Origin of the sequence: Risungbinella massiliensis (assembly GCF_000942395.1) — a bacterium.
GTDB lineage: Bacteria > Bacillota > Bacilli > Thermoactinomycetales > Thermoactinomycetaceae > Risungbinella > Risungbinella massiliensis.
Genome location: NZ_LN812102.1, coordinates 938,158 through 956,446, shown reverse-complemented (window position 1 = coordinate 956,446; position 18,289 = coordinate 938,158). Strand labels below are relative to the sequence as shown.

Here is an 18,289-nt window from a genome sequence, read left to right as displayed (position 1 = left end):
AATATTAAAAAGTATGTTTGTAGTGTACATACTCTTGACCCATATAAACTTTGCACACTTTCCCTGCATATTGTAAAAATACACCTGCTGCTTGTGCTCCTTCAGGGGATGCTAACATGTTTTCCAACGCTTCCGCATTAGGAAAGTATAGATCCGCCTGAAAAAAGAAATCATCAGGATCAACCTCTTCACCAGTGAGAGGAGATGGATTTAGTCTAGTTGTTTCTATTTTTATAATACCAGGCACATTTAACAGTACTGGCAAAACTTCTTGATAATATGTTTCCAAAAATGCTTCTTGGTCTTCGACATTATGGAACATTCCCATAATTTTTACCATAATACCCCTCATTTCTGTAAAAAAAATATATGATTCTAACTAATTTAAACATATAGACCAATTATTCTCAATCATTTTAACCGATTATTCTTATAAAGTATATATTTTTAATAATATACATTTAACAATCCTTTGAGACTGTTTCATTAAATAATTAATCATACAATAAAAAGTTTTATTGACAGAAAAAAACACTAGCAATATCATAGAACAAATTACGAAAGCATGTAATAGAGAAGAGGAGGAGATTTACATGACAACAGAACCAATTATTTTTTTGAATGGAAAATTTTTACCTAAATCTCAAGCACTCGTCTCTGTATACGACCATGGTTATCTATATGGTGACGGAATCTTTGAAGGAATTCGCGCTTATAATGGGAATGTATTTCGACTAAAAGAGCACATTGTACGCCTATATGAATCTGCCAAGTCCATTTTACTCACCATTCCTTATACGATGGAAGAGATGGAAGAATACGTTTGCGAGACGATCCGACAAAATAATCTTCGAGATTGTTATATTCGATTGGTTGTCTCTCGTGGGGATGGTCCGATGGGGATTGATCCATTTGAATGTCCACAATCTAATGTAGTCATTATTGTAGAACAGATCAAAATGTTCCCCCAAGAGATGTATGACAATGGTATGCCAATCGTTACGGTACCTACACGTCGGAACAAAACGGACGCCCTAAATCCAAAGATTAAGTCACTCAATTATTTGAATAATGTACTCATTCGGATTGAAGCAAGACGTGCCGGTGTACATGAGGCATTGACGCTTAATTCGGAAGGATATGTTGCCGAAGGGTCTGGTGACAATGTCTTTGTGGTTAAAAAAGGAGTTCTCTATACTCCACCTGGTTATTTGGGGATATTAGAAGGAATCACTCGTCAAGCGATTTTAGATATTGCCGCTAAGTTAGGGATTCCAGTACAAGAAATACCATTCACCCGTCACGATGTCTATGTAGCAGATGAAGTCTTTTTGACAGGGACTGCTGCTGAGGTGATCGCTGTGACAGAAGTAGATGGTAGAGTAATCGGTGAAGGGAAACCTGGAGAGATGACCAACCTACTAGTAGAGGAATTCCGCAAGCTAGTAGAATTGGATGGAACCAAAGTTTATACAGCTGAAAGCGAAATTGCAGGGTAATAGATTAACAAAAAGGCACTCCCATAGAATTGATGGGAAGTGCTTTTTCAGTTCCTTTGTAATAGATTCCTTCTGGTGGAGTAGTGGAATAAATCTAACATCCCTTGACCCAGATGCCATTCTTCATACAGGAGACCTAATTCTGTTAATCGATTGGTTAAATGGTCGGTCCATTCATTGTTTTCATGGATGATATAAATTTTAGACATCTTATGCATCTGCTTTTTTATGTGTCTGTCTATGTGAAAAAAGCTAAGCATTCCAATAATGGGAGCTAGGCTTTCTGGTTATTCCGCTTAACATTTTTCTGCTAATTGTTTTTCTTTCCACATGACGGTAATACCAAAGCCAATGACCATAATGATACCAGCGAAAAGATAAGGATAATGGATGTTTACGTCAAATAATATTCCACCGATCGCTGGTCCGATGATATTCCCTAAGCTCGTATAGGTAGAGTTCATTCCAGCAACAAATCCTTGCTCATTCCCAGCAGCTTTTGATAAAAATGTCGTCAGTGCCGGGCGAAGTAAGTCAAATGCGAGGAAGATGAAGCAAGTTACCACCAACACTGCCCAAAAGCTAGAGATTACGGTAGACACCACTGCCATTAATGCCCCTGTAATTAAACATAATTGGATCAGTTTCTTTTCACCGAGTATATCTACCATTTTTCCAAACATAAATACTTGCACAACAATGCCAAAGATGGAGCTTATGACAATAATCGCTGCAATGTCTTGCGGCGTAAAGCCGAATTTATGATCTGAAAATAAACTAAAAATAGTTTCATATGCTGATAAACCAAAAGCGAGCACAAATACAATAATAAAGGCAACGAAGTATAGCGGATTAAGTGACTTTTTTAAATCGCTTATAAAGTTTGTTTGCTGTTTATTAGCAGAAATTTCTGCGAGCTGGTCCTTTGTTAGTGGCTCTCTTAAAATAAAGATGGAGGAAAGGCATGCTAAAAAGGCGGCAGCTGCCGCAGCGAAAAAGGGCGTGCGTACACCATATTCGGCAATAAAGCCACCGATGCCAGGTCCTATAATAAAGCCAAGGCTAATGGCAGCAGAAAAATAGCCCATCGCTTTTGGTCGTTCCTGAATGGATGTAATATCAGCAACATATGCAATAACTCCTGGCATAATAAAAGCTGCACTAATTCCTCCTAGAATCCTAGATATATAAAGCACTGATACATTCGTACCCAAACCAAAGATCAGTTCTGAAACACCAAAAAGAAATAATCCGATTATGATGATTTTCTTTCTCCCGTATCGATCAACCCAACGTCCTGCAAGTGGTGATATAAGTAGTTGTGTTACCGCAAATGCCGCAACAAGATAGCCCATCGTTTTTCCTGACAAATGCATGATATTCATAAAAGACGGCATAACGGGGATGATGAGACCAATTCCTAAAAATGCAATGAATATATTGCTTAGAAGAATAAGTAATACCGCTTTTTGTTCTTTTATTGTTTTCTTCATGATCAACACCACTTTCTGTCACAATCAATGAGGTGAAATACCTCTCCAAAACACTGCCCAAGAGGCTTCTACTTTATCATTTAGCCGTTTCTCATCATTACCGTATACAAGCTCTAGCATAATGGAATCGACTACTCCTAAGAAGGCGAGGGTCGGCGTTTTTACTACATCACCGACTATTTCTTTCGTACCGATCCAATCCTGAAATTTTCGTTCCAGGATCACTTGCACCTGCTCCTCGAGATCAATTACTTCCTTTTCTATTGTTTTTGCAAGATGAGCTGGCGGAAAAAAAGACATACGTAGCCAAAACTTTAACTGCTCATTTTTTTGAAAAAGATCGATTATCAATTGTAGAAACCCGTATAAATCTTTTTCGGGATTTTGTGAATCGATTTTACGGAAATATTGAAGTTTGGAAGATAGCTCCGTTTCTTTCGCATCGCATAAAACTTGCAGGAAAAGATCATCTTTTCCTTTGAAGTGAGCATAGATGGACTGCTTTTTCATGCCGACTTCTTCTGCTATTTGAGAGAGGGACGCTCCTTCATAACCATGAATAGTGAAATACTTTAGAGCTGCCTCCTTAATCTCAGTGCTTTTCAATAACATCACCTCGAATTTAACGAACGTTCGTCAGTTATGTTAGCAGATTAAGTAAAGATAAGCAAATGGGAATTATATTTAGATTCAATTTAGTGATAGAGGGAACTTCGTTTTGACCATATTGTGATTCCTAATTATCTATAATTTCTGAAAAATATTATATCGGATATCGTATAATGAGTGCATAGCAAGAGAAGCACTCCAACTTTAGCAATCATCACACTATCACTCCGTAAGTGAGGAGGTGCGATGATGGAAAAATTCCGTGCTTTTGGCGAAGTTGTTCGCTCTTGCCGTCTTGATTCAAGTTGTGAAGGTACAGCCATAGAAACAGAAGAGGGAGTAATCTATTGTTCAACATGTGGACGAGAGGACTTCTCCAACATGAAGGAGAAGTAAGTGGGAGGGGGGTATTCCCTTCCCGCTTTTTCTGTATAATATATCCAATTGATGGTAAAGGAGTTTCAAAATCAAATGAAGCCTATGATGCCCTATGAAAGTTTCTTACAAGGAATCAAACCCGCTTGCTTTGAAGTGATAACTTGGTTAAAACCAGAAGTATTAGGTCAACTTGAGAAGTACCCCTATCATTACAGAAACGAAAATGAAGCTATCTTTTTTCAAAATGAAGCGATGAAATACACTTTCATACAGGAAACAGAAGGGCTATCAATCAAGAATCCACTGTATCAGAAAATTCTGGGCAATACACTTGGGTTTCCACCAAAGGCAGTAGATTTTTATTCTCACTATTACGGTTGGCAATTGACAGACCGTGAAGAAGCTGAACGGTATTTTTTCACACACAAAGTTGGATTTCGACACATGGGGGTCATGTGTGAGGGACATATTGAGGACATAGAAGAGAATGCTAAGTGGTTATGGGCGCGATACCCATCGGATATTCCTTTGGTTATTAAAGCAATCCAAAAACCAGATAATGACTTACTTACATTCCCAGTAGATAATGGGGATTTCTCTGGATTGCAAGAAGCAAAACAAAAGGTACAAGCTGTTTTGGATCACAATAAACAGGTGATGGCTCCGGTACTTACATAAATTGTGTTGACTAGCTGATACTCAAAGATGGAGTATCTTTTTTGTTTTTAGATAATAGGGAAAGATGCTAAATGTATTTTATTAAGCTGTTTTTTGGAAATAGACAAGCAAAAACCCAAGGGTTTCCTTGGGTTTTGATCATGTTTTCTATGGATTAGGTGGATCTGTTTCATACATACCGAGGTTTAATGTAGTCATAGGGATAACCTCCTTTTGACCACATGATAACAGAATAGAAGAGAGGGAATCAATAATTTTCTGATACTTGGGAGTGTTCCTTTTTGTGCCAAACTTTAAATAATTGAGGGATGCCTGAAGTTGTAGTTTATAGAATTGATGTTTGCTACTAACTTCTATTGCCTCATCATAATAATCTATTGCTTTTTTCTCATCACCCTTACTATGGAAGATGTCGCCAAGTTCTAAACAGATTTCGCAATATGAAAACATATCATCGACTTTGGAACATAATTGTTTTGCCTCTTGATAGGATCGGAGGGAATCCTCCATTTTGTTTACCTGAAAGTATAGTTCACCTAGCTTCCTATAGGGCAGTATTACTAAATCATCCCGAACCTCATCTTTTAAATAAAGAGCTTCGTTAAACCATCCTTCCGCTTTCAACCACTGCTTTAGATGCAAATAGCTCGTGCCTAGTGTGCAAAATAACTCAAACGACTTGTCAGGTTTGGTCTCAATTCTGGCTAATTCGAGACCGTGGAGCAATTGTTTGATTGCATCTTGGTATTGTCCTAGGTCATTTAATAATTCTGCTTCCAAGTTGATTAAACTCAAGGAGACAGAAGTGAACTCGATCTGGGCTCGTTGGTCTTTTAGATCGTCCAAGCATTTGTATGCTTCCATGGTTTTGCCTTGTTTTCGCAAATAGATAATTCTCGAAGTCAGGAGATGGTAGTAGATATAGCTTCTTTTTCCATTGTGGTCAAACTTGGTAATTCCAGTCTCTATCAATTCAAGGGCTTGTTCTACCTTGTTTTGATAATAAGCAGCTCGACTTAATTCGTAGTAGCACAAAGATAATAGATTATCTGCTTTATACTTATCATTATTTTTTGCTATATCTATCGCTTTGAGGAAAAAACTAATTGCTTTTTCCCATAATCTTTTAAGAACACAAGCCCTACCTTTAAAAGTACAGACCCATGGGTGATTGTCATCAAGTAGCTGTAATCGCTTCCATGCCTGATCGGGCTTAGTATTTAATACTTGTTCAATCATCAGTAGTTCGGTCTCTAGGTCTATTTCCACTAGATCATTGACTTTTTTTTCTAATGTAATGAAGTTCTCATAATTAAGATTTAACTTCCCTAACAAGTGTTTTAGCTTTTTCGGACTCGCTTTACATAATCCACGTTCTAGATTGCTGATCGTGCCAGTGGAGATATTGTCATCAGACAGGCTTTCTTGGGACATATTTTGTTCCAGTCTAGCTTTTTTCAGGACTTCTCCCATCTCTTTGGTGATGTAGTGGTACATAGGGCGCTCCTCTCAAAAAATTTTGGGAACTTCCATCGCCAATTTGACTGTCTTCACTTTAAAGAAACACATCGGAATAATTAGTAGCGGAGCTTTCAGTGTGGTTGGATCAACTCTTCTATTTTCATTGAACCATATTCAAAATGGAGGAAGAAGAGTTCATTTCCCCACTTTTTGGTCAATTCTAAATCATGTGACATAATAAGTCTACCAACATTTCAGCAAGGAAAGAGACGGCAGAAGAAACAGGAAAGCCTCTTTTTTCTTGTTTTATTAAAAATATGAGTAGTGAGCAAGTGGTAGTGTGAAATTCAGATGAAAGGGGTCATCAAGATGGTAGAGATGACGCTAAAAGGATCGCATGAAGAAGTAATTCAAGTGATGAACTGGGTACACAGCGTGGCAACGGTGGAATCGATCTCTTCGCAAGAAAAGAGCACGGAGACCAAGTGTCGGATCAAACTAAATCAATTTCATCAGTCACCTAGATATTTAGTGGACATGAAAACAACCAATGGCTCCCAAATCCAGATTGACTTGTCTCAATGTGAAATGATGAGAGTGGGCAACAAGATTGTGTTGCGGGGGCGGAACTACGATATTTTTGCTTAGGAACAGCGGGGAGTAGCTGATGTCAAGCGGCGGGGATTCATTAATTCTCTCTTTCGGATAGGAGGGATGAAGATGAGAGAGCTACCTAAATGCCGACTTTATGAGTTGTACGTAGAAGAATTCTATACCTATCAAGATTTAGCTAGGTATTTTAAATGTTCAACTGAAACGATTCGACTGAATATAGAAAGACATTCTATCCCCAAACGCGCTAGGGGACAAAGTCTTTTAACAAAATGCAAGTTAAGCGAGCGGGATCTGACCCAACTTCTTCCCAAGCTATACTGGGAAGACAAGTTATCCATTTTTCAGATCGCAGAAGAGTTCAAGTGAATCAGAACACTGTTTGGTCTTATTTTGTCCGCTATAGCATTAAAAGGAGACCGCCGAAAAGATAAATTATTTGAGAGGTTTTAAATTCCTCGGCAAGAATATTAGATAATGAAAGGAGACGATAATGTAAATGTCTTCATCTAAAAACAATTATGATGTTTTTGCAGAAGTGTATAGACGAAATTGGGCTGGATTTTCGACAAGAGTGATGCCTTTGTTAGAAAATCAAATCCTTTCCAAACTAGAACCTGAAAGTCGTATTGTGGATTTATGTTGTGGTACGGGAGAGATGGTAAAAGAGCTGACAAAAAGAGGGTATCAAGTTATCGGTATTGATAACTCCAGTGAAATGATTCGGATCGCGCAGGAAAATGAACCAAAAGGAGGATTTTATGTAAGAAACGCTCGAAATTTTTCGAGACAAGATATTGTGGCTGAAGCTGTTATTTCTCATTTTGATAGCTTGAATCACATCTTAGAGCTATGGGAATTAAATGAGGTATTTGAGAATGTTTATTCTACTCTTCAAACGGGTGGTTATTTTTTCTTTGATATGAACACTGAAGAGGCTCACCAGAGATGGAATAGCACTTTTCATATTTCCGATGAAGAGTATGTTTGTATCAACAAGGGAACTTATCTTTCAGAAGAACGCCTTGCTGTAAATGACTTAACTATTTTTAAGAAAGAAGAAGGAGATCTGTGGCATCGAGCGGATTGTCAGCTTTTACAACGAAACTACCTCCCAGAACAAATTATCTCGTTACTTAAAGGTGTTGGCTTTGGTGAAGTAGAGGAAGTAGATTCGAGTAATTATGGCTTTAAGCCTGAATCGGGCAGGGTTTTTTTTAAAGCCAAAAAAATTTAGCAGAAATATTGTAATAGTTTGGAAATGAAACCTCCCTTATTTATACAATTGTCTTATAAACCTAAAGGGGGGTTTTTCCATGTCAAGTTTTGCAAGAGAACAGTATGAATTGGTGAAGACGAAGCTTATCAATCTGTCTGAGGTTATCATTCAAGTTGGTAGGTGGGATTATGACTCGCCTTTTTGTCTCTTCTGGCACAATGTTCAGAAGAGGTTTTTCTGAAAATAAAACAATCTACTAATTGATCATCTAGTAGATTGTTTTATTTGTATTTGTTCTTGTACGTACTTATAAGTGCTTCGACCTGTTTTTTGGATCTGGGGATGAGCTTTCATTAATTGATTCATTACCTGAGTAGGTTTTTGATTTACTTCTACTTCTGCTAACTGGATCAGTTTTTTTAATTCTAACTCTTGATGTTTTTGTAAGGTAAGTAGGATCTTGTCTTTGATCTCTTCCGTTAAGTTAGAATCAACGGAAGTTTTTTGATTACTAGAAGCTTTTTTCTCTGGATTAGAGGAAGAGTTTCTCTTCTTTTTGGGAGTGTTCTCTTTTTGGAACTGCTCTTTACCACTTTTGATCCCATTGAGCATGGTTAGAAGAAGTTCCTGCATTTTGGTTTCCACGATATCTTCAATATGATTTTCGATTTGGCTTAGACTTTTTGCTATTTCTTCTTGGAGAAGTTCGGTTGCTTTGGAATATACAGTTTCAGTTAGAATATCACGAATCGATTCTAGACTTTCTTTTGAAATGGTAGCAGCTACTTGTTCAATGGATTCTTTCTGACGCAAGGGTAAAGCTTTTGTACGGTTACTCAATGATGACACCCTTTTCATTCATCTTATATTTGGACTAGGAGTATGGGACGATATAAACTCGTGATTCGAAATGCTTGGAACCTATATTATATAATGGAGAAACTGGTAGCAGATTGAAGAATTAAGGTATAATATGACCGATATGGTCCCCATTGATCTAAAAAAGAGGATAAAGAATTAACATATTTTATATGAATCATGGTGTAGATTCATCGATGAGAGAGAGAGGAACAATATGGGCCGCAAGTGGAACAACATTAAAGAGAAAAAAGCATCAAAAGACGCAAATACAAGTAAAATTTATGCAAAATTTGGTCGTGAGATCTATGTAGCCGCAAAGCAAGGTGAACCCGACCCACAATCTAACAGTGCTTTGAAAGTGGTATTAGAGCGTGCGAAAACCTATAACGTTCCAAAAGCGATTATTGACCGTGCTTTGGAAAAAGCTAAGGGTGGAGCAGAAGAAAACTATGTCGAGCTACGTTATGAAGGCTTTGGACCAAATGGATCGATGGTAATTGTAGATACACTTACCAATAACGTAAATCGTACTGCAGCAGATGTTCGTTCGAAGTTCACGAAAAGTGGCGGAAACATGGGTGTAAACGGATCGGTTTCCTATATGTTTAATGCAACTGCCGTATTTGGTATTGAAGGAAAAACAGCAGATGAAGTGCTTGAGATACTTATGGAAGCAGATGTAGAAGTACGTGATATCTTAGATGAAGAAGAATCTGTGATTGTATATGCTGAACCAAATCAATATCATGTCGTACAAGAAGCATTAATGGATGCAGGTATTACCGAGTTTACAGTGGCAGAGCTAACCATGCTTCCACAAAACGAGATCACTCTATCTGGTGATGCACTCTCTCAATTTGAAAAAATGATTGATGCATTGGAAGATTTAGAGGATGTCCAGCAAGTATACCATAATGTAGATCATCTAGAATAATATAAAAAGCAGACCTTTCATCATCCAACTAAGGTCTGCTTTTTTTCCAGAACAAATTATCTCGTTACTTAAAGGTATTGGCTTCTGTAAAGTAGAGGAAGTAGATGCGAGTAATTATGGTTTTAAGCTTGAATCGGGCAGGGGTATTCTTTAAAGCAAAAAAATGTTTGGCAGAGATTTTAGTAAATCACACTACTGAATTAGTTATGAATTTCCAATACAAATACCCCTTATAGTAGACAGTATAATGATTTCTCTTTCCCGTCTTCTATAAGGGGATCATATCATTTCACTGCTTTTTCCACTCAATCTTCTATGACAGAGGTTTTTGGAGCGCTTTCATTATGGAGACGATCTACCGCAGTAATGGCATAAGTGTATTTCTGGCTTAGATCCGCTTCCTTATCTAGATAGGCTTGGAATTCCCCGGTCTTGCGCACCGTATCTACCATTTTGGTGGAATCATTTAGATCGATTGTTGCGCCTTGTGGAAAACGATATAGAACAAAATAAGTGGTGGTTGGATCGCTATCTCTCCAGTAAAGGTGCACACCATTGGACCATCTCAAAACAGCCCTTAATTCAGGAGCTACAGGTGCTTGATTATCAAGATGTGGCATTGCAGGTACCAACGATGGATAGCGATAGAGATCATTTGCTAACTTCTCTCGGATTCCCAATGGATTACGAATCGTAAAGTCTTTGGCACTAAAGAACATACTTCCTTTTACTTCTGGGTAGTTCATATTTAGCCGCAATTGATTTGGCAACTCTTCTGGATTGTTCCAAGCTTCGTTGTTTGCTGCAATTTTATAGGAGGCATGTCCAATATATAGTTGTACTTTGGTTCCTTTAACTTGCTCAGACCACCATGGAACGAGTTTATCATATGCTGCTACCTCCAAACCGATGTTCCAATAAATCTGCGGAGTAATATAATCTATCCACTCTTCTTTGACCCATTTACGAGAGTCCGCATAAATAGTGTAATAACTCTGTGAACCAGCAGTATCAGAACCAGAAGGATCGGTTGTTTTGTTTTTCCAGATGCCAAATGGACTAATGCCAAATTTGACATAAGGCTTGGTCGATTTGACTGCTTGAGCTACTTCCTGAACGAGTAGGTTGACATTGTTGCGGCGCCAATCTCCTTTATTTGTGAAACCACTTCCATATTGTGCGAACGTGTCAGCATCTGGGAAGTCTTGGCCACTTACCGGATAAGGATAGAAATAGTCATCAAAATGAATTGCATCTACATCATACTTGGCAGTTACTTCTTTTACTACATTCTGGATGTGTTGACGTACAGCCGGGATTCCTGGGTTAAAGTATAATTTCCCACCGTAGCTTTCTACCCACTCAGGATGTTGTTTTGCAGGATGGTTGTCCACTAATCCATTTAAATTAGTATCCATGCTAATTCGATATGGGTTTAGCCATGCATGAAATTCTAGGTTCCGTTTATGAGCCTCTTCGATCATAAATGCCAATGGGTCATAACCAGGATCTACTCCTTGGGTTCCAGATAAATATTTAGACCAAGGATAGATGTTCGATTTGTAGAAAGCGTCCGCAGTTGGACTGATCTGAACGATGACTGCGTTCATATTCATGAGTTTGGCAGTATCCAGATTGTGAAGGAATTCTTTTTGTTGTTCTTCTTTGGTCAAGCCTGTCTTGGAAGGCCAATCTATATTGACAACAGTAGCAATCCACATGGCTCTTAATTGTCGTTTTACCCAAGTAGGTTCAGCATCTTCCGCATTTACAGGTAGGATGATGGTACTTATGATCAAAAGCGCTACTAAGCACCACAGTGCAATGAAAGAGCCAAATCTTTTGGATTTAATGTAAATTGCTCTTCACCCCTTTCACCCTATTATTAAGAAAATTTGTATGAAATGCTTACGAATTTTCTTAATAATATTTTAATATAAAAAACAGAATAATATATCATAATTTTCTGATTTTTTGTCTCTTTCGCTCTACTTACCAAGGCTGTCCACACTGACTTAAAAAGATTATAAATATACAGAAGTGTTGATTAGCTAAATTTTTTACAGTGTTAGCCCGGAGCAAGACTTTTGCCTTCCATGTAGATTGTACTTTACGAAGAAGTAGGAAAGGCTGCTCCACTTATAAATATAAAAATCAGTTAAATAATTAAGATAAAAAATCTACTAATATAAATCCAACTTCCAATTGCTTCTGAATCTTAAAAAAAACCATCGTTTTTGAGACCGAATAACCTACTAAATATGTTTATCTCAATACTCTTTCCTTTTCTCCCTCAAATTCTTTTCCTAAGCTTTGAGTTTGTAGATTTTCTGGTGATTGTTTTGAAATTCAAATAAACAGCTATTAATATCAATCCTATTCCTACAAGATGAGATAAGGAGATTTCTTCACCTAATATGAGTATGGAAAGTATAGTACTGCTAATTGGTAAAACACCTGTTAATACTCCGGCCGTGCTTGCAGAAACTTTTGAGACTCCTTGGTACATAAGAATGAATGCAATAACCGTTACAACGATACCAAAATAGAATATGAGCCCCCACTCCGAAAAAGATACTTTTTCAAAATGAAACTGACTCCCCTCGTAGAGAGCAAACGGTAAAAATAAGATAGTCCCAAAAGCACTGACAATCGTCGAAATGGCAAGAGAACTCACTTGTTGTGCGACAAGTTTCCCTAATATAATAAATGATGCTTCACCAATAACAGCACCAAAAATAAGCAAATTCCCTAATAGATGCGAGGAACTAAGTGTAGCATTTGAAAATGTTTCGAAAACATTAATTGCTAATATCCCTAGAGTGGCTAGTATAATTCCTATCCCGATGTTTTTTGTTAATTTTTCCTTAAGTAGAAGAAAGGCAAGTCCCCCAGTAACAGCTGGAACTAAACTGATAATCACTCCACTTTCAATGGCTGTGGTTAATTTTAGTCCATATAACATGAATATATTAAATAAAAACACGCCAAATAATGCCTGAAAAAAAAGGATAAAAAAATCTTTTTTACGAATACGCGGGATCCCTTCAAATTTTATCAATAAAGGAACCAGAACCATGGTTGCGATAAGAAATCTTAGTTCAGATGCTATGAATACAGGAAAACTTTGTACTATTAACTTACCTGCTACGACTGAGCTTCCTACAATTACCATAGCCAACGTAATTTTTAAATTCGCAATAAAATATTTATTCAATTCCTAATCCTCCCCATCAAACTACTTGGTTAAACTGTAACATGCTAAAATGGTTTGTATTAGTACCACTTGATACAAACTTTAACGGTACCACTTCTGATGAAGGGAAATATATATGCTTTGGATACCTATAGATCGGTCATCGGATATATCTTTAATTCGACAGGTTTATCAACAAATACGGGAACGAATTTTAAATGGAGAGCTACAATTTGGAGAAAAGCTACCATCAACACGGGAGCTATCTTCTGAGTTGAAAGTGTCTAGAAATGTAATATTAGAAGCTTATGATCAATTACTGGCTGAAGGCTTTTTAGTTTCGCGGAGAGGATCAGGGACATTTGTTGCTGAAGGAACGTATTTAGAACAAAATAAAATGGCGACTACCCTTTATTCATTGAATTGGGGCGAAGATAAAAATAAATGTGATACTATCATCGATTTTCGTTCAGGCATACCAGCATTGGATTTATTTCCACGTAAGACATGGGCAAAGTTGTCTCATACCATATGGAATGAAACATCTCCTTCTATGTTTGGATACGATATTCCAGAAGGGCGTCTGGAATTAAGAGAGGTTTTATCACGTTATTTACTGAAAACAAGAGGGGTTTTTTGTCATCCAGAACAAATTGTGATTACTTCTGGTGCAGTTCAAGCATTAACACTTGTATCCAAGTTACTTTTGTCATCAGGTGATGAAGTGATAATGGAAGACCCTATCACGAATGATATTCAGACAATTTTTAAATCTTCAGGAGCATCCCTGTATCCTATACCAGTTGATAATAATGGGATAAATACATCTTTGCTACCCTTAAATAAAAATCCAAAGTTCATCTTTCTTACCCCTTCTCATCAGTTTCCTTTAGGTGGAACGTTACCCATTCAACGACGGATTCAATTAATTAATTACTCGAGAAAATTAGACTGTTATCTAGTTGAAGATGATTATGACAGTGAGTTTCGATATGAAGGTCCGCCTGTAAGTTCATTACAGGGCTTGGAGCCAGAGCGGGTATTATACATTGGATCGTTTAGTAAAATCTTATCACCAGCCCTTAGAATGGGGTATTTAATTCTTCCTCCAGCTCTTTTTGAAAAATGTCGTAGACTAAAATGGTTATCGGATCTACATACTCCTTCTTTAGATCAGCTTATCCTTGCTCAATTTATTGCCGAAGGTTATTTGGAACGGCATATTATGAAGATGAAGAAAATCTATAAAAAACGAAGGGACTTTCTTATCCATCAACTAGAATCAATATTCTCAAATAAAATCAATATTTTCGGTTATTCTACAGGATTACACCTGATTGTTGAATTTGACCGGTTTCCATTCACAAAAGAAGCATTTGAGGAAATCCAACGGCTTGGAGTAAAAGTATATCCTGTGGAAGACCACACCATCGAAAAAGGAAAGCATGATAACCGAATTATTTTAGGTTATGGACATTTAACAAAGGAAGAGATAAGAGAAGGTGTGAGTAGACTACATAGAGCAATATCTTGCATATAATCTCTTAAATAGAGCATGTTGCATAAATAACCCTCTTGACTAGTTTTTTCCCTTTTGTCACGCAACATTTGAGGAAAGGAAAGGAAGCAGACCCTGGGGATTGCTGGACAAGCCCTCAGGACAGGCAAGATAAACAACAGCGTCGTTATCTGTTTTTTTCACATTTGGATCATAAGTTTTCAACCAACCGGTGTCAATTCTATCGACTAACTATAATTTTGCAATAACCTCTAATAGATAAAAAGAAGCTAGATACTGTCTCTAGCTTCTTTTTATGTCTCTATTTTTCACCCTAATACATCACGTCGCTCAAAAGTGACAAACGAGATGATGAGAGCAACAATCGACCAAGTGGCAAGCACTCCTAAAGAGAATAACAGAGTAATACCCTCAATCATCGTAGGCTCACCAGATAAGAAGTTTGTCAGATCGAGATGGAGAAAGGCAACATATTTTAGTTGTGGCCAAGTAGGAGCCAGCTGTGTTAGCAGGGTGCCAGCAATAATGGCTGCTAGCATGACGCCCATACTGGAGGCAGTGTTGCGAACGAGTACAGAGACCATAAAGGAGAGGGTTCCAACTACGATACAAGAGAACCAAGCTAGCCCATATTGCATCAACACAAATTTCCATTGTGGGATCATATGGATATTGTTCGTAATCAACTGTTCTCCTTCTTGTGAAAATCCAGTTAAGACAGGTAATGTCCATCCTTTGTAGCCGAAAATAACGCCAGAGATTAGGTAGCTAAGAATGGCGGTCATCAAAAGCATGAGTGAGATACTAAATAGTAGAGAGATATATTTACTCGAAAGAATTTTCCACCTAGGAACAGGACGAGTCAAAAGTAGCTTAATGGTACCACTTGATTGTTCAGAAGAGACGAGATCAGCCGATAAAATAACGACGAGAAGTGGTAGGAAAAGTGATACTGCTTGCTCGACAAATTCTCTAGTAAAAGTAGGAGCACCTGGTTCTTGCGGATTGATGTTGTGGTCCAAATAATATTGTTGTAATTGAATATTAACTTTGGTAAATTGTTTCCATTCTTCTGGTATTCTACTAGAAGTAAGGCGATTCTGAGAATCAATAATTTGCTGTTGAAGGACGGCACGCCAATCAGAGGTACCAATTTGTTTAATTGCGGTTTCTGCGTTTCGATATTGACCATATGTGAAAATTGGGATCAGAACAACTAAAATAAGGAGCACTGTCCAGAATCTTTTTTTTCGAATCATCTTGAGCATTTCGTTATAGATGAGGTTAAACAAGTTGCGACCCTCCTGTCATAGAAAGGAAGACATCTTCCAATGTAGGCTGATAAGGACGAATTCCTGTGACTACTACACCAGACTCCAAAAGTGCTAGATTAGTAGAGTGGATTTGTTCTTGCGGCATATGGCAAGAGAGTTGGTCATCTGCAGTAATTTCTAAGTTCTCTACATAAGACAGTTCTTTTAAGATCGAGGCAGCTTTTTCTTTTGGAGTAACTCGCCATTCTACTCGTATTTGATCGGTAATTAATTGATCAAGGCTACCAGTCTGTACAACTGCACCTTCATGAATAATTGCAACTCGATCACACATCAATTGAACTTCGTGCAAGATATGGCTAGAGATAAAGACGCTAATTCCATCTTCTTTCGCTAGTTTACGGATAAAGGCACGTAGTTCACGAATTCCTGCTGGGTCCAAACCATTGGTGGGTTCATCCAAAATGAGAAGTTTGGGGTTCCCAAGAAGTGCTTGGGCGATCCCTAACCGTTGTCGCATACCAAGGGAGTAAGTTTTGACTAGATCATCGATTCGACCAGTTAGTTCTACTTGTTCTACAACTGAATCGATGCGTTCTGGTGGGATACGCTTGTCCATTCTGGCAAAGTGTTCTAGATTTTCGCGACCTGAAAGAAACGGATACAGCTCCGGATTTTCCACAATGCAGCCTACTTGGCTGATGGCTTCCAAGAAGTTTTGATGTAAATCAAATCCACCGATTTGAATGGAACCAGCTGTGGGACGGATGAGCCCTACCAGCATTCGGATCGTGGTCGTTTTTCCAGCACCATTTGGCCCAAGAAATCCATAGATCTCACCAGGTTGAACATCGAGTGTAATGTTTCGAACAATCTCACGGTCCCCGATCTTTTTGAAAAGTCCATTTACGGATAGTACGGGATGATTTTGGCTCATTTTTTTGGCTCCTCTCGTAAATCTTCGATTACTTGTAAGAGTCGGCTTGCCATTCGCTCATATCCTTTTTCATTTGGATGGAAATGATCGGTGTAGAGATAGCGATTTGGATCGAGTTGGAAGAGGTCGAAAGTAGGAATCACTACAACGTTGTCAAATTGAGACGAAACTTTCAGCATCTCCTCGTTCCATTCTGCTACCATAGTAGAGGTACGTTTTTCATCTTCTAAATCGCCGAATGGATTGTAGAGGCCAAATAAAAAAATAGGAGCAGTCTTGTTTTGTTCTCGCATTTTGGTCAAGATAGACTTGAGATTTTGACTATATTGTTTTCGGGCTTCGTCAGATGTAGCTTCGTCCACTTGTTCTAAGCGATTGCTACTACGGAATAGATCATTTCCACCAATGGTGAAGGAGATCCATTTGGCTTCTTGGAGGAAATTTTGGACTTGGGGTTGATCCAGCTGAGCTAGTAACTCACTTGAGATCGCTCCACTTACTGCTAAGTTGATAAGAGTTAAGGGTGTGGGGCTTTTTTCTTGTAATTTGGAATGGGTAATCCCAATATATCCCTCCCCTTTAGGGTCTCCGATGCCTCGAGTAAGAGAGTCACCGAAGGAAAGAAGTAATCCTCCTTGTGTTGTGGAGGGAGTCTGATTTTTCACTGATTGGGTTGGGACGGATAAGTTTCCTACAGGTTGTAAGATATCTTTAACAGCGTAGGCAAATCCTCCTACTAGTAAAAGGAATGATACAATCGAGAGGATTTGGACAAGATTCCATAAGGTGCGGCTTAATTTCATGCCAAAACTCTTCCTTTCTTTTTCATCTGGTAGCAAATAAACGAGTAGTAGCGCATAAACATACTTAGCAAACGTTTGTAGGCTCACACTAGGGGAAGTAACCTAGCACGGTACTACATATAGAAGAGGTGGCTATGTATGCGAATCCATATTGCGCGTTTTGGCGACACATTATCAGATTTGGCTATTCGGTATCAATTATCCGAAGAGAAAATCTTACATGCAAATCCCCATTTAGAAGATCCAGCAGATCTGACACCAGGTAGTAAGGTGCGAATTCCTACAGGTCGAGTAGTAGTGGAGAAAAAAACTCATGATGAGACAGAATCAAAACCAACAGAAGAAATAACGAACGAATCGATCGAAATCTTGCCAACTTATGTATTTCCGTTAGAGTTAGACTTAACGGAGTGGGTAGAAGGCGACTTTGAGACAGAGGGCAGGGAAGAAGAGGATGATTGGCAAGAAGAGAGTACCGATTATGAAATAGAATCTTACCAAGTTGAGTCTTCGTCTTCTTCCTCAGAAGAGGGACTATCTGCATATCCTTTTGTTCCCTATTATCCTGCAAACTTCGCCTATCCATCAGCTTATTCATTTGATCCTGATTATTGGGCACAAAGCGCTTTTTTTCCACCAGCAGAACCTTGTAATTGCTCGGAAGATTCACAAGTCTCCTATTACCCTGAATTTCAATCTTTCCAACCACCTATGACTTATTCGACTCCGGTGGATTTTCCAACAGAGGTTTTTAGGAGAGCAGATCTCTCTGCGGAATTTTAGAGATCCTAACTTTTATAATAACTTAATGCCAGA

General features: G+C 38.2%; 20 protein-coding genes and 1 pseudogene. 10 read left to right on the top strand and 11 right to left on the bottom strand.

Translation table 11 applies throughout. The features are described 5' to 3' along the window. Window positions 1-4: 4 nt before the first annotated feature. Window positions 5-340, bottom strand: coding sequence for an EthD family reductase (locus tag VJ09_RS05160; RefSeq protein ID WP_044640541.1), 336 nt, complete (start codon window positions 338-340; stop codon window positions 5-7). Between the two features lie 253 nt (window positions 341-593). Between VJ09_RS05160 and ilvE the strand changes: the two genes are divergently transcribed. Then, a complete protein-coding gene (gene ilvE / locus VJ09_RS05155; RefSeq protein WP_044640540.1) occupies window positions 594-1,499 on the top strand; it encodes a branched-chain-amino-acid transaminase in 906 nt (301 codons plus the stop codon). Window positions 1,500-1,557: 58 nt separating this feature from the next. Here ilvE and VJ09_RS18360 read toward each other — a convergent pair. The 3 genes and pseudogenes from VJ09_RS18360 to VJ09_RS05145 all read right to left on the bottom strand — a co-directional run. Continuing rightward, window positions 1,558-1,708, bottom strand: a pseudogene (locus VJ09_RS18360) (alpha-L-glutamate ligase); the annotation flags it as partial. 87 nt (window positions 1,709-1,795) lie between these two features. Beyond that, complete coding sequence (locus tag VJ09_RS05150) at window positions 1,796-2,992, bottom strand: MFS transporter (RefSeq protein ID WP_044640539.1); 1,197 nt, start codon at window positions 2,990-2,992, stop codon at window positions 1,796-1,798. Window positions 2,993-3,016: 24 nt separating this feature from the next. Then, a complete protein-coding gene (locus VJ09_RS05145) occupies window positions 3,017-3,598 on the bottom strand; it encodes a TetR/AcrR family transcriptional regulator (RefSeq protein ID WP_044640538.1) in 582 nt (193 codons plus the stop codon). Between the two features lie 249 nt (window positions 3,599-3,847). On the opposite strand from VJ09_RS05145, the gene VJ09_RS18355 reads away from it, so the two are divergent. Together VJ09_RS18355 and VJ09_RS05140 are read left to right on the top strand one after the other, a co-directional pair. Beyond that, window positions 3,848-3,997, top strand: coding sequence for a hypothetical protein (locus VJ09_RS18355; RefSeq protein ID WP_187118680.1), 150 nt, complete (start codon window positions 3,848-3,850; stop codon window positions 3,995-3,997). A gap of 75 nt (window positions 3,998-4,072) precedes the next feature. Continuing rightward, entirely contained in the window at window positions 4,073-4,657 is a 585-nt protein-coding gene (locus VJ09_RS05140) for a hypothetical protein (protein ID WP_044640537.1), read from the top strand. Window positions 4,658-4,804: 147 nt separating this feature from the next. On the opposite strand, the gene VJ09_RS05135 is transcribed toward VJ09_RS05140, so the two are convergent. Further along, window positions 4,805-6,154, bottom strand: a complete 1,350-nt coding sequence (locus VJ09_RS05135) for a helix-turn-helix domain-containing protein (protein ID WP_044640536.1) — start codon at window positions 6,152-6,154, stop codon at window positions 4,805-4,807. Between the two features lie 333 nt (window positions 6,155-6,487). Between VJ09_RS05135 and VJ09_RS05130 the strand changes: the two genes are divergently transcribed. The 4 genes from VJ09_RS05130 (at window position 6,488) to VJ09_RS18350 (ending at window position 8,190) form a co-directional block, all read left to right on the top strand. Next, window positions 6,488-6,766 carry a hypothetical protein gene (locus VJ09_RS05130; protein WP_044640535.1) on the top strand — a complete coding sequence of 93 codons (279 nt, stop codon included), beginning with the start codon at window positions 6,488-6,490 and terminating at the stop codon, window positions 6,764-6,766. A gap of 72 nt (window positions 6,767-6,838) precedes the next feature. Then, window positions 6,839-7,099: a hypothetical protein gene (locus VJ09_RS05125; protein WP_044640534.1), complete on the top strand. Its 261-nt coding sequence runs from the start codon at window positions 6,839-6,841 to the stop codon at window positions 7,097-7,099. Window positions 7,100-7,229: 130 nt separating this feature from the next. Further along, window positions 7,230-7,967, top strand: a complete 738-nt coding sequence (locus tag VJ09_RS05120) for a class I SAM-dependent DNA methyltransferase (RefSeq protein WP_044640533.1) — start codon at window positions 7,230-7,232, stop codon at window positions 7,965-7,967. 79 nt (window positions 7,968-8,046) lie between these two features. Further along, window positions 8,047-8,190 carry a hypothetical protein gene (locus VJ09_RS18350; protein WP_154662342.1) on the top strand — a complete coding sequence of 48 codons (144 nt, stop codon included), beginning with the start codon at window positions 8,047-8,049 and terminating at the stop codon, window positions 8,188-8,190. A gap of 23 nt (window positions 8,191-8,213) precedes the next feature. Here VJ09_RS18350 and VJ09_RS05115 read toward each other — a convergent pair whose 3' ends face one another. After that, entirely contained in the window at window positions 8,214-8,789 is a 576-nt protein-coding gene (locus VJ09_RS05115; RefSeq protein ID WP_044640532.1) for a hypothetical protein, read from the bottom strand. A 235-nt stretch (window positions 8,790-9,024) separates the two neighbouring features. Between VJ09_RS05115 and VJ09_RS05110 the strand changes: the two genes are divergently transcribed. After that, window positions 9,025-9,744 (top strand): YebC/PmpR family DNA-binding transcriptional regulator, encoded by a 720-nt coding sequence (locus VJ09_RS05110; protein WP_044640531.1) that lies wholly within the window; start codon window positions 9,025-9,027, stop codon window positions 9,742-9,744. A 305-nt stretch (window positions 9,745-10,049) separates the two neighbouring features. Here VJ09_RS05110 and VJ09_RS05105 read toward each other — a convergent pair whose 3' ends face one another. Next, complete coding sequence (locus tag VJ09_RS05105) at window positions 10,050-11,543, bottom strand: glycoside hydrolase family 10-like protein (RefSeq protein WP_230199097.1); 1,494 nt, start codon at window positions 11,541-11,543, stop codon at window positions 10,050-10,052. A 494-nt stretch (window positions 11,544-12,037) separates the two neighbouring features. Beyond that, window positions 12,038-12,961, bottom strand: coding sequence for a DMT family transporter (locus VJ09_RS05100; RefSeq protein ID WP_044640529.1), 924 nt, complete (start codon window positions 12,959-12,961; stop codon window positions 12,038-12,040). 115 nt (window positions 12,962-13,076) lie between these two features. Between VJ09_RS05100 and pdxR the strand changes: the two genes are divergently transcribed. Further along, window positions 13,077-14,480 (top strand): MocR-like pyridoxine biosynthesis transcription factor PdxR, encoded by a 1,404-nt coding sequence (pdxR, locus tag VJ09_RS05095; protein ID WP_044640528.1) that lies wholly within the window; start codon window positions 13,077-13,079, stop codon window positions 14,478-14,480. Window positions 14,481-14,767: 287 nt separating this feature from the next. On the opposite strand, the gene VJ09_RS05090 is transcribed toward pdxR, so the two are convergent. The 3 genes from VJ09_RS05090 to VJ09_RS05080 are packed head-to-tail and all read right to left on the bottom strand — an operon-like array spanning window position 14,768 to window position 17,473. Then, complete coding sequence (locus tag VJ09_RS05090) at window positions 14,768-15,751, bottom strand: ABC transporter permease (RefSeq protein WP_082050413.1); 984 nt, start codon at window positions 15,749-15,751, stop codon at window positions 14,768-14,770. Continuing rightward, window positions 15,744-16,670 carry an ABC transporter ATP-binding protein gene (locus VJ09_RS05085; RefSeq protein ID WP_044640527.1) on the bottom strand — a complete coding sequence of 309 codons (927 nt, stop codon included), beginning with the start codon at window positions 16,668-16,670 and terminating at the stop codon, window positions 15,744-15,746. Before VJ09_RS05085 ends, VJ09_RS05090 begins: the two co-directional genes overlap by 8 nt. Further along, a complete protein-coding gene (locus VJ09_RS05080; RefSeq protein ID WP_044640526.1) occupies window positions 16,667-17,473 on the bottom strand; it encodes a GDSL-type esterase/lipase family protein in 807 nt (268 codons plus the stop codon). The genes VJ09_RS05085 and VJ09_RS05080 overlap by 4 nt, the downstream gene beginning before the upstream one ends. Window positions 17,474-17,611: 138 nt before the next feature. Here VJ09_RS05080 and VJ09_RS05075 point away from each other — a divergent pair, with 138 nt between their 5' ends. Then, a complete protein-coding gene (locus VJ09_RS05075; protein ID WP_044640525.1) occupies window positions 17,612-18,256 on the top strand; it encodes a LysM peptidoglycan-binding domain-containing protein in 645 nt (214 codons plus the stop codon). Window positions 18,257-18,289 lie beyond the last annotated feature (33 nt).

Excerpts from the sequence above, each read along its gene's own strand:
- VJ09_RS05160 (WP_044640541.1), bottom strand. The coding sequence starts at position 340 with ATGGTAAAAATTATGGGAATGTTCCATAATGTCGAAGACCAAGAAGCA.
- ilvE (WP_044640540.1), top strand. The coding sequence starts at position 594 with ATGACAACAGAACCAATTATTTTTTTGAATGGAAAATTTTTACCTAAA.
- VJ09_RS05150 (WP_044640539.1), bottom strand. The coding sequence starts at position 2,992 with ATGAAGAAAACAATAAAAGAACAAAAAGCGGTATTACTTATTCTTCTA.
- VJ09_RS18355 (WP_187118680.1), top strand. The coding sequence starts at position 3,848 with ATGATGGAAAAATTCCGTGCTTTTGGCGAAGTTGTTCGCTCTTGCCGT.
- VJ09_RS05140 (WP_044640537.1), top strand. The coding sequence starts at position 4,073 with ATGAAGCCTATGATGCCCTATGAAAGTTTCTTACAAGGAATCAAACCC.
- VJ09_RS05135 (WP_044640536.1), bottom strand. The coding sequence starts at position 6,154 with ATGTACCACTACATCACCAAAGAGATGGGAGAAGTCCTGAAAAAAGCT.
- VJ09_RS05130 (WP_044640535.1), top strand. The coding sequence starts at position 6,488 with ATGGTAGAGATGACGCTAAAAGGATCGCATGAAGAAGTAATTCAAGTG.
- VJ09_RS05125 (WP_044640534.1), top strand. The coding sequence starts at position 6,839 with ATGAGAGAGCTACCTAAATGCCGACTTTATGAGTTGTACGTAGAAGAA.
- VJ09_RS05120 (WP_044640533.1), top strand. The coding sequence starts at position 7,230 with ATGTCTTCATCTAAAAACAATTATGATGTTTTTGCAGAAGTGTATAGA.
- VJ09_RS18350 (WP_154662342.1), top strand. The coding sequence starts at position 8,047 with ATGTCAAGTTTTGCAAGAGAACAGTATGAATTGGTGAAGACGAAGCTT.
- VJ09_RS05110 (WP_044640531.1), top strand. The coding sequence starts at position 9,025 with ATGGGCCGCAAGTGGAACAACATTAAAGAGAAAAAAGCATCAAAAGAC.
- pdxR (WP_044640528.1), top strand. The coding sequence starts at position 13,077 with ATGCTTTGGATACCTATAGATCGGTCATCGGATATATCTTTAATTCGA.
- VJ09_RS05085 (WP_044640527.1), bottom strand. The coding sequence starts at position 16,670 with ATGAGCCAAAATCATCCCGTACTATCCGTAAATGGACTTTTCAAAAAG.
- VJ09_RS05080 (WP_044640526.1), bottom strand. The coding sequence starts at position 17,473 with ATGAAATTAAGCCGCACCTTATGGAATCTTGTCCAAATCCTCTCGATT.
- VJ09_RS05075 (WP_044640525.1), top strand. The coding sequence starts at position 17,612 with ATGCGAATCCATATTGCGCGTTTTGGCGACACATTATCAGATTTGGCT.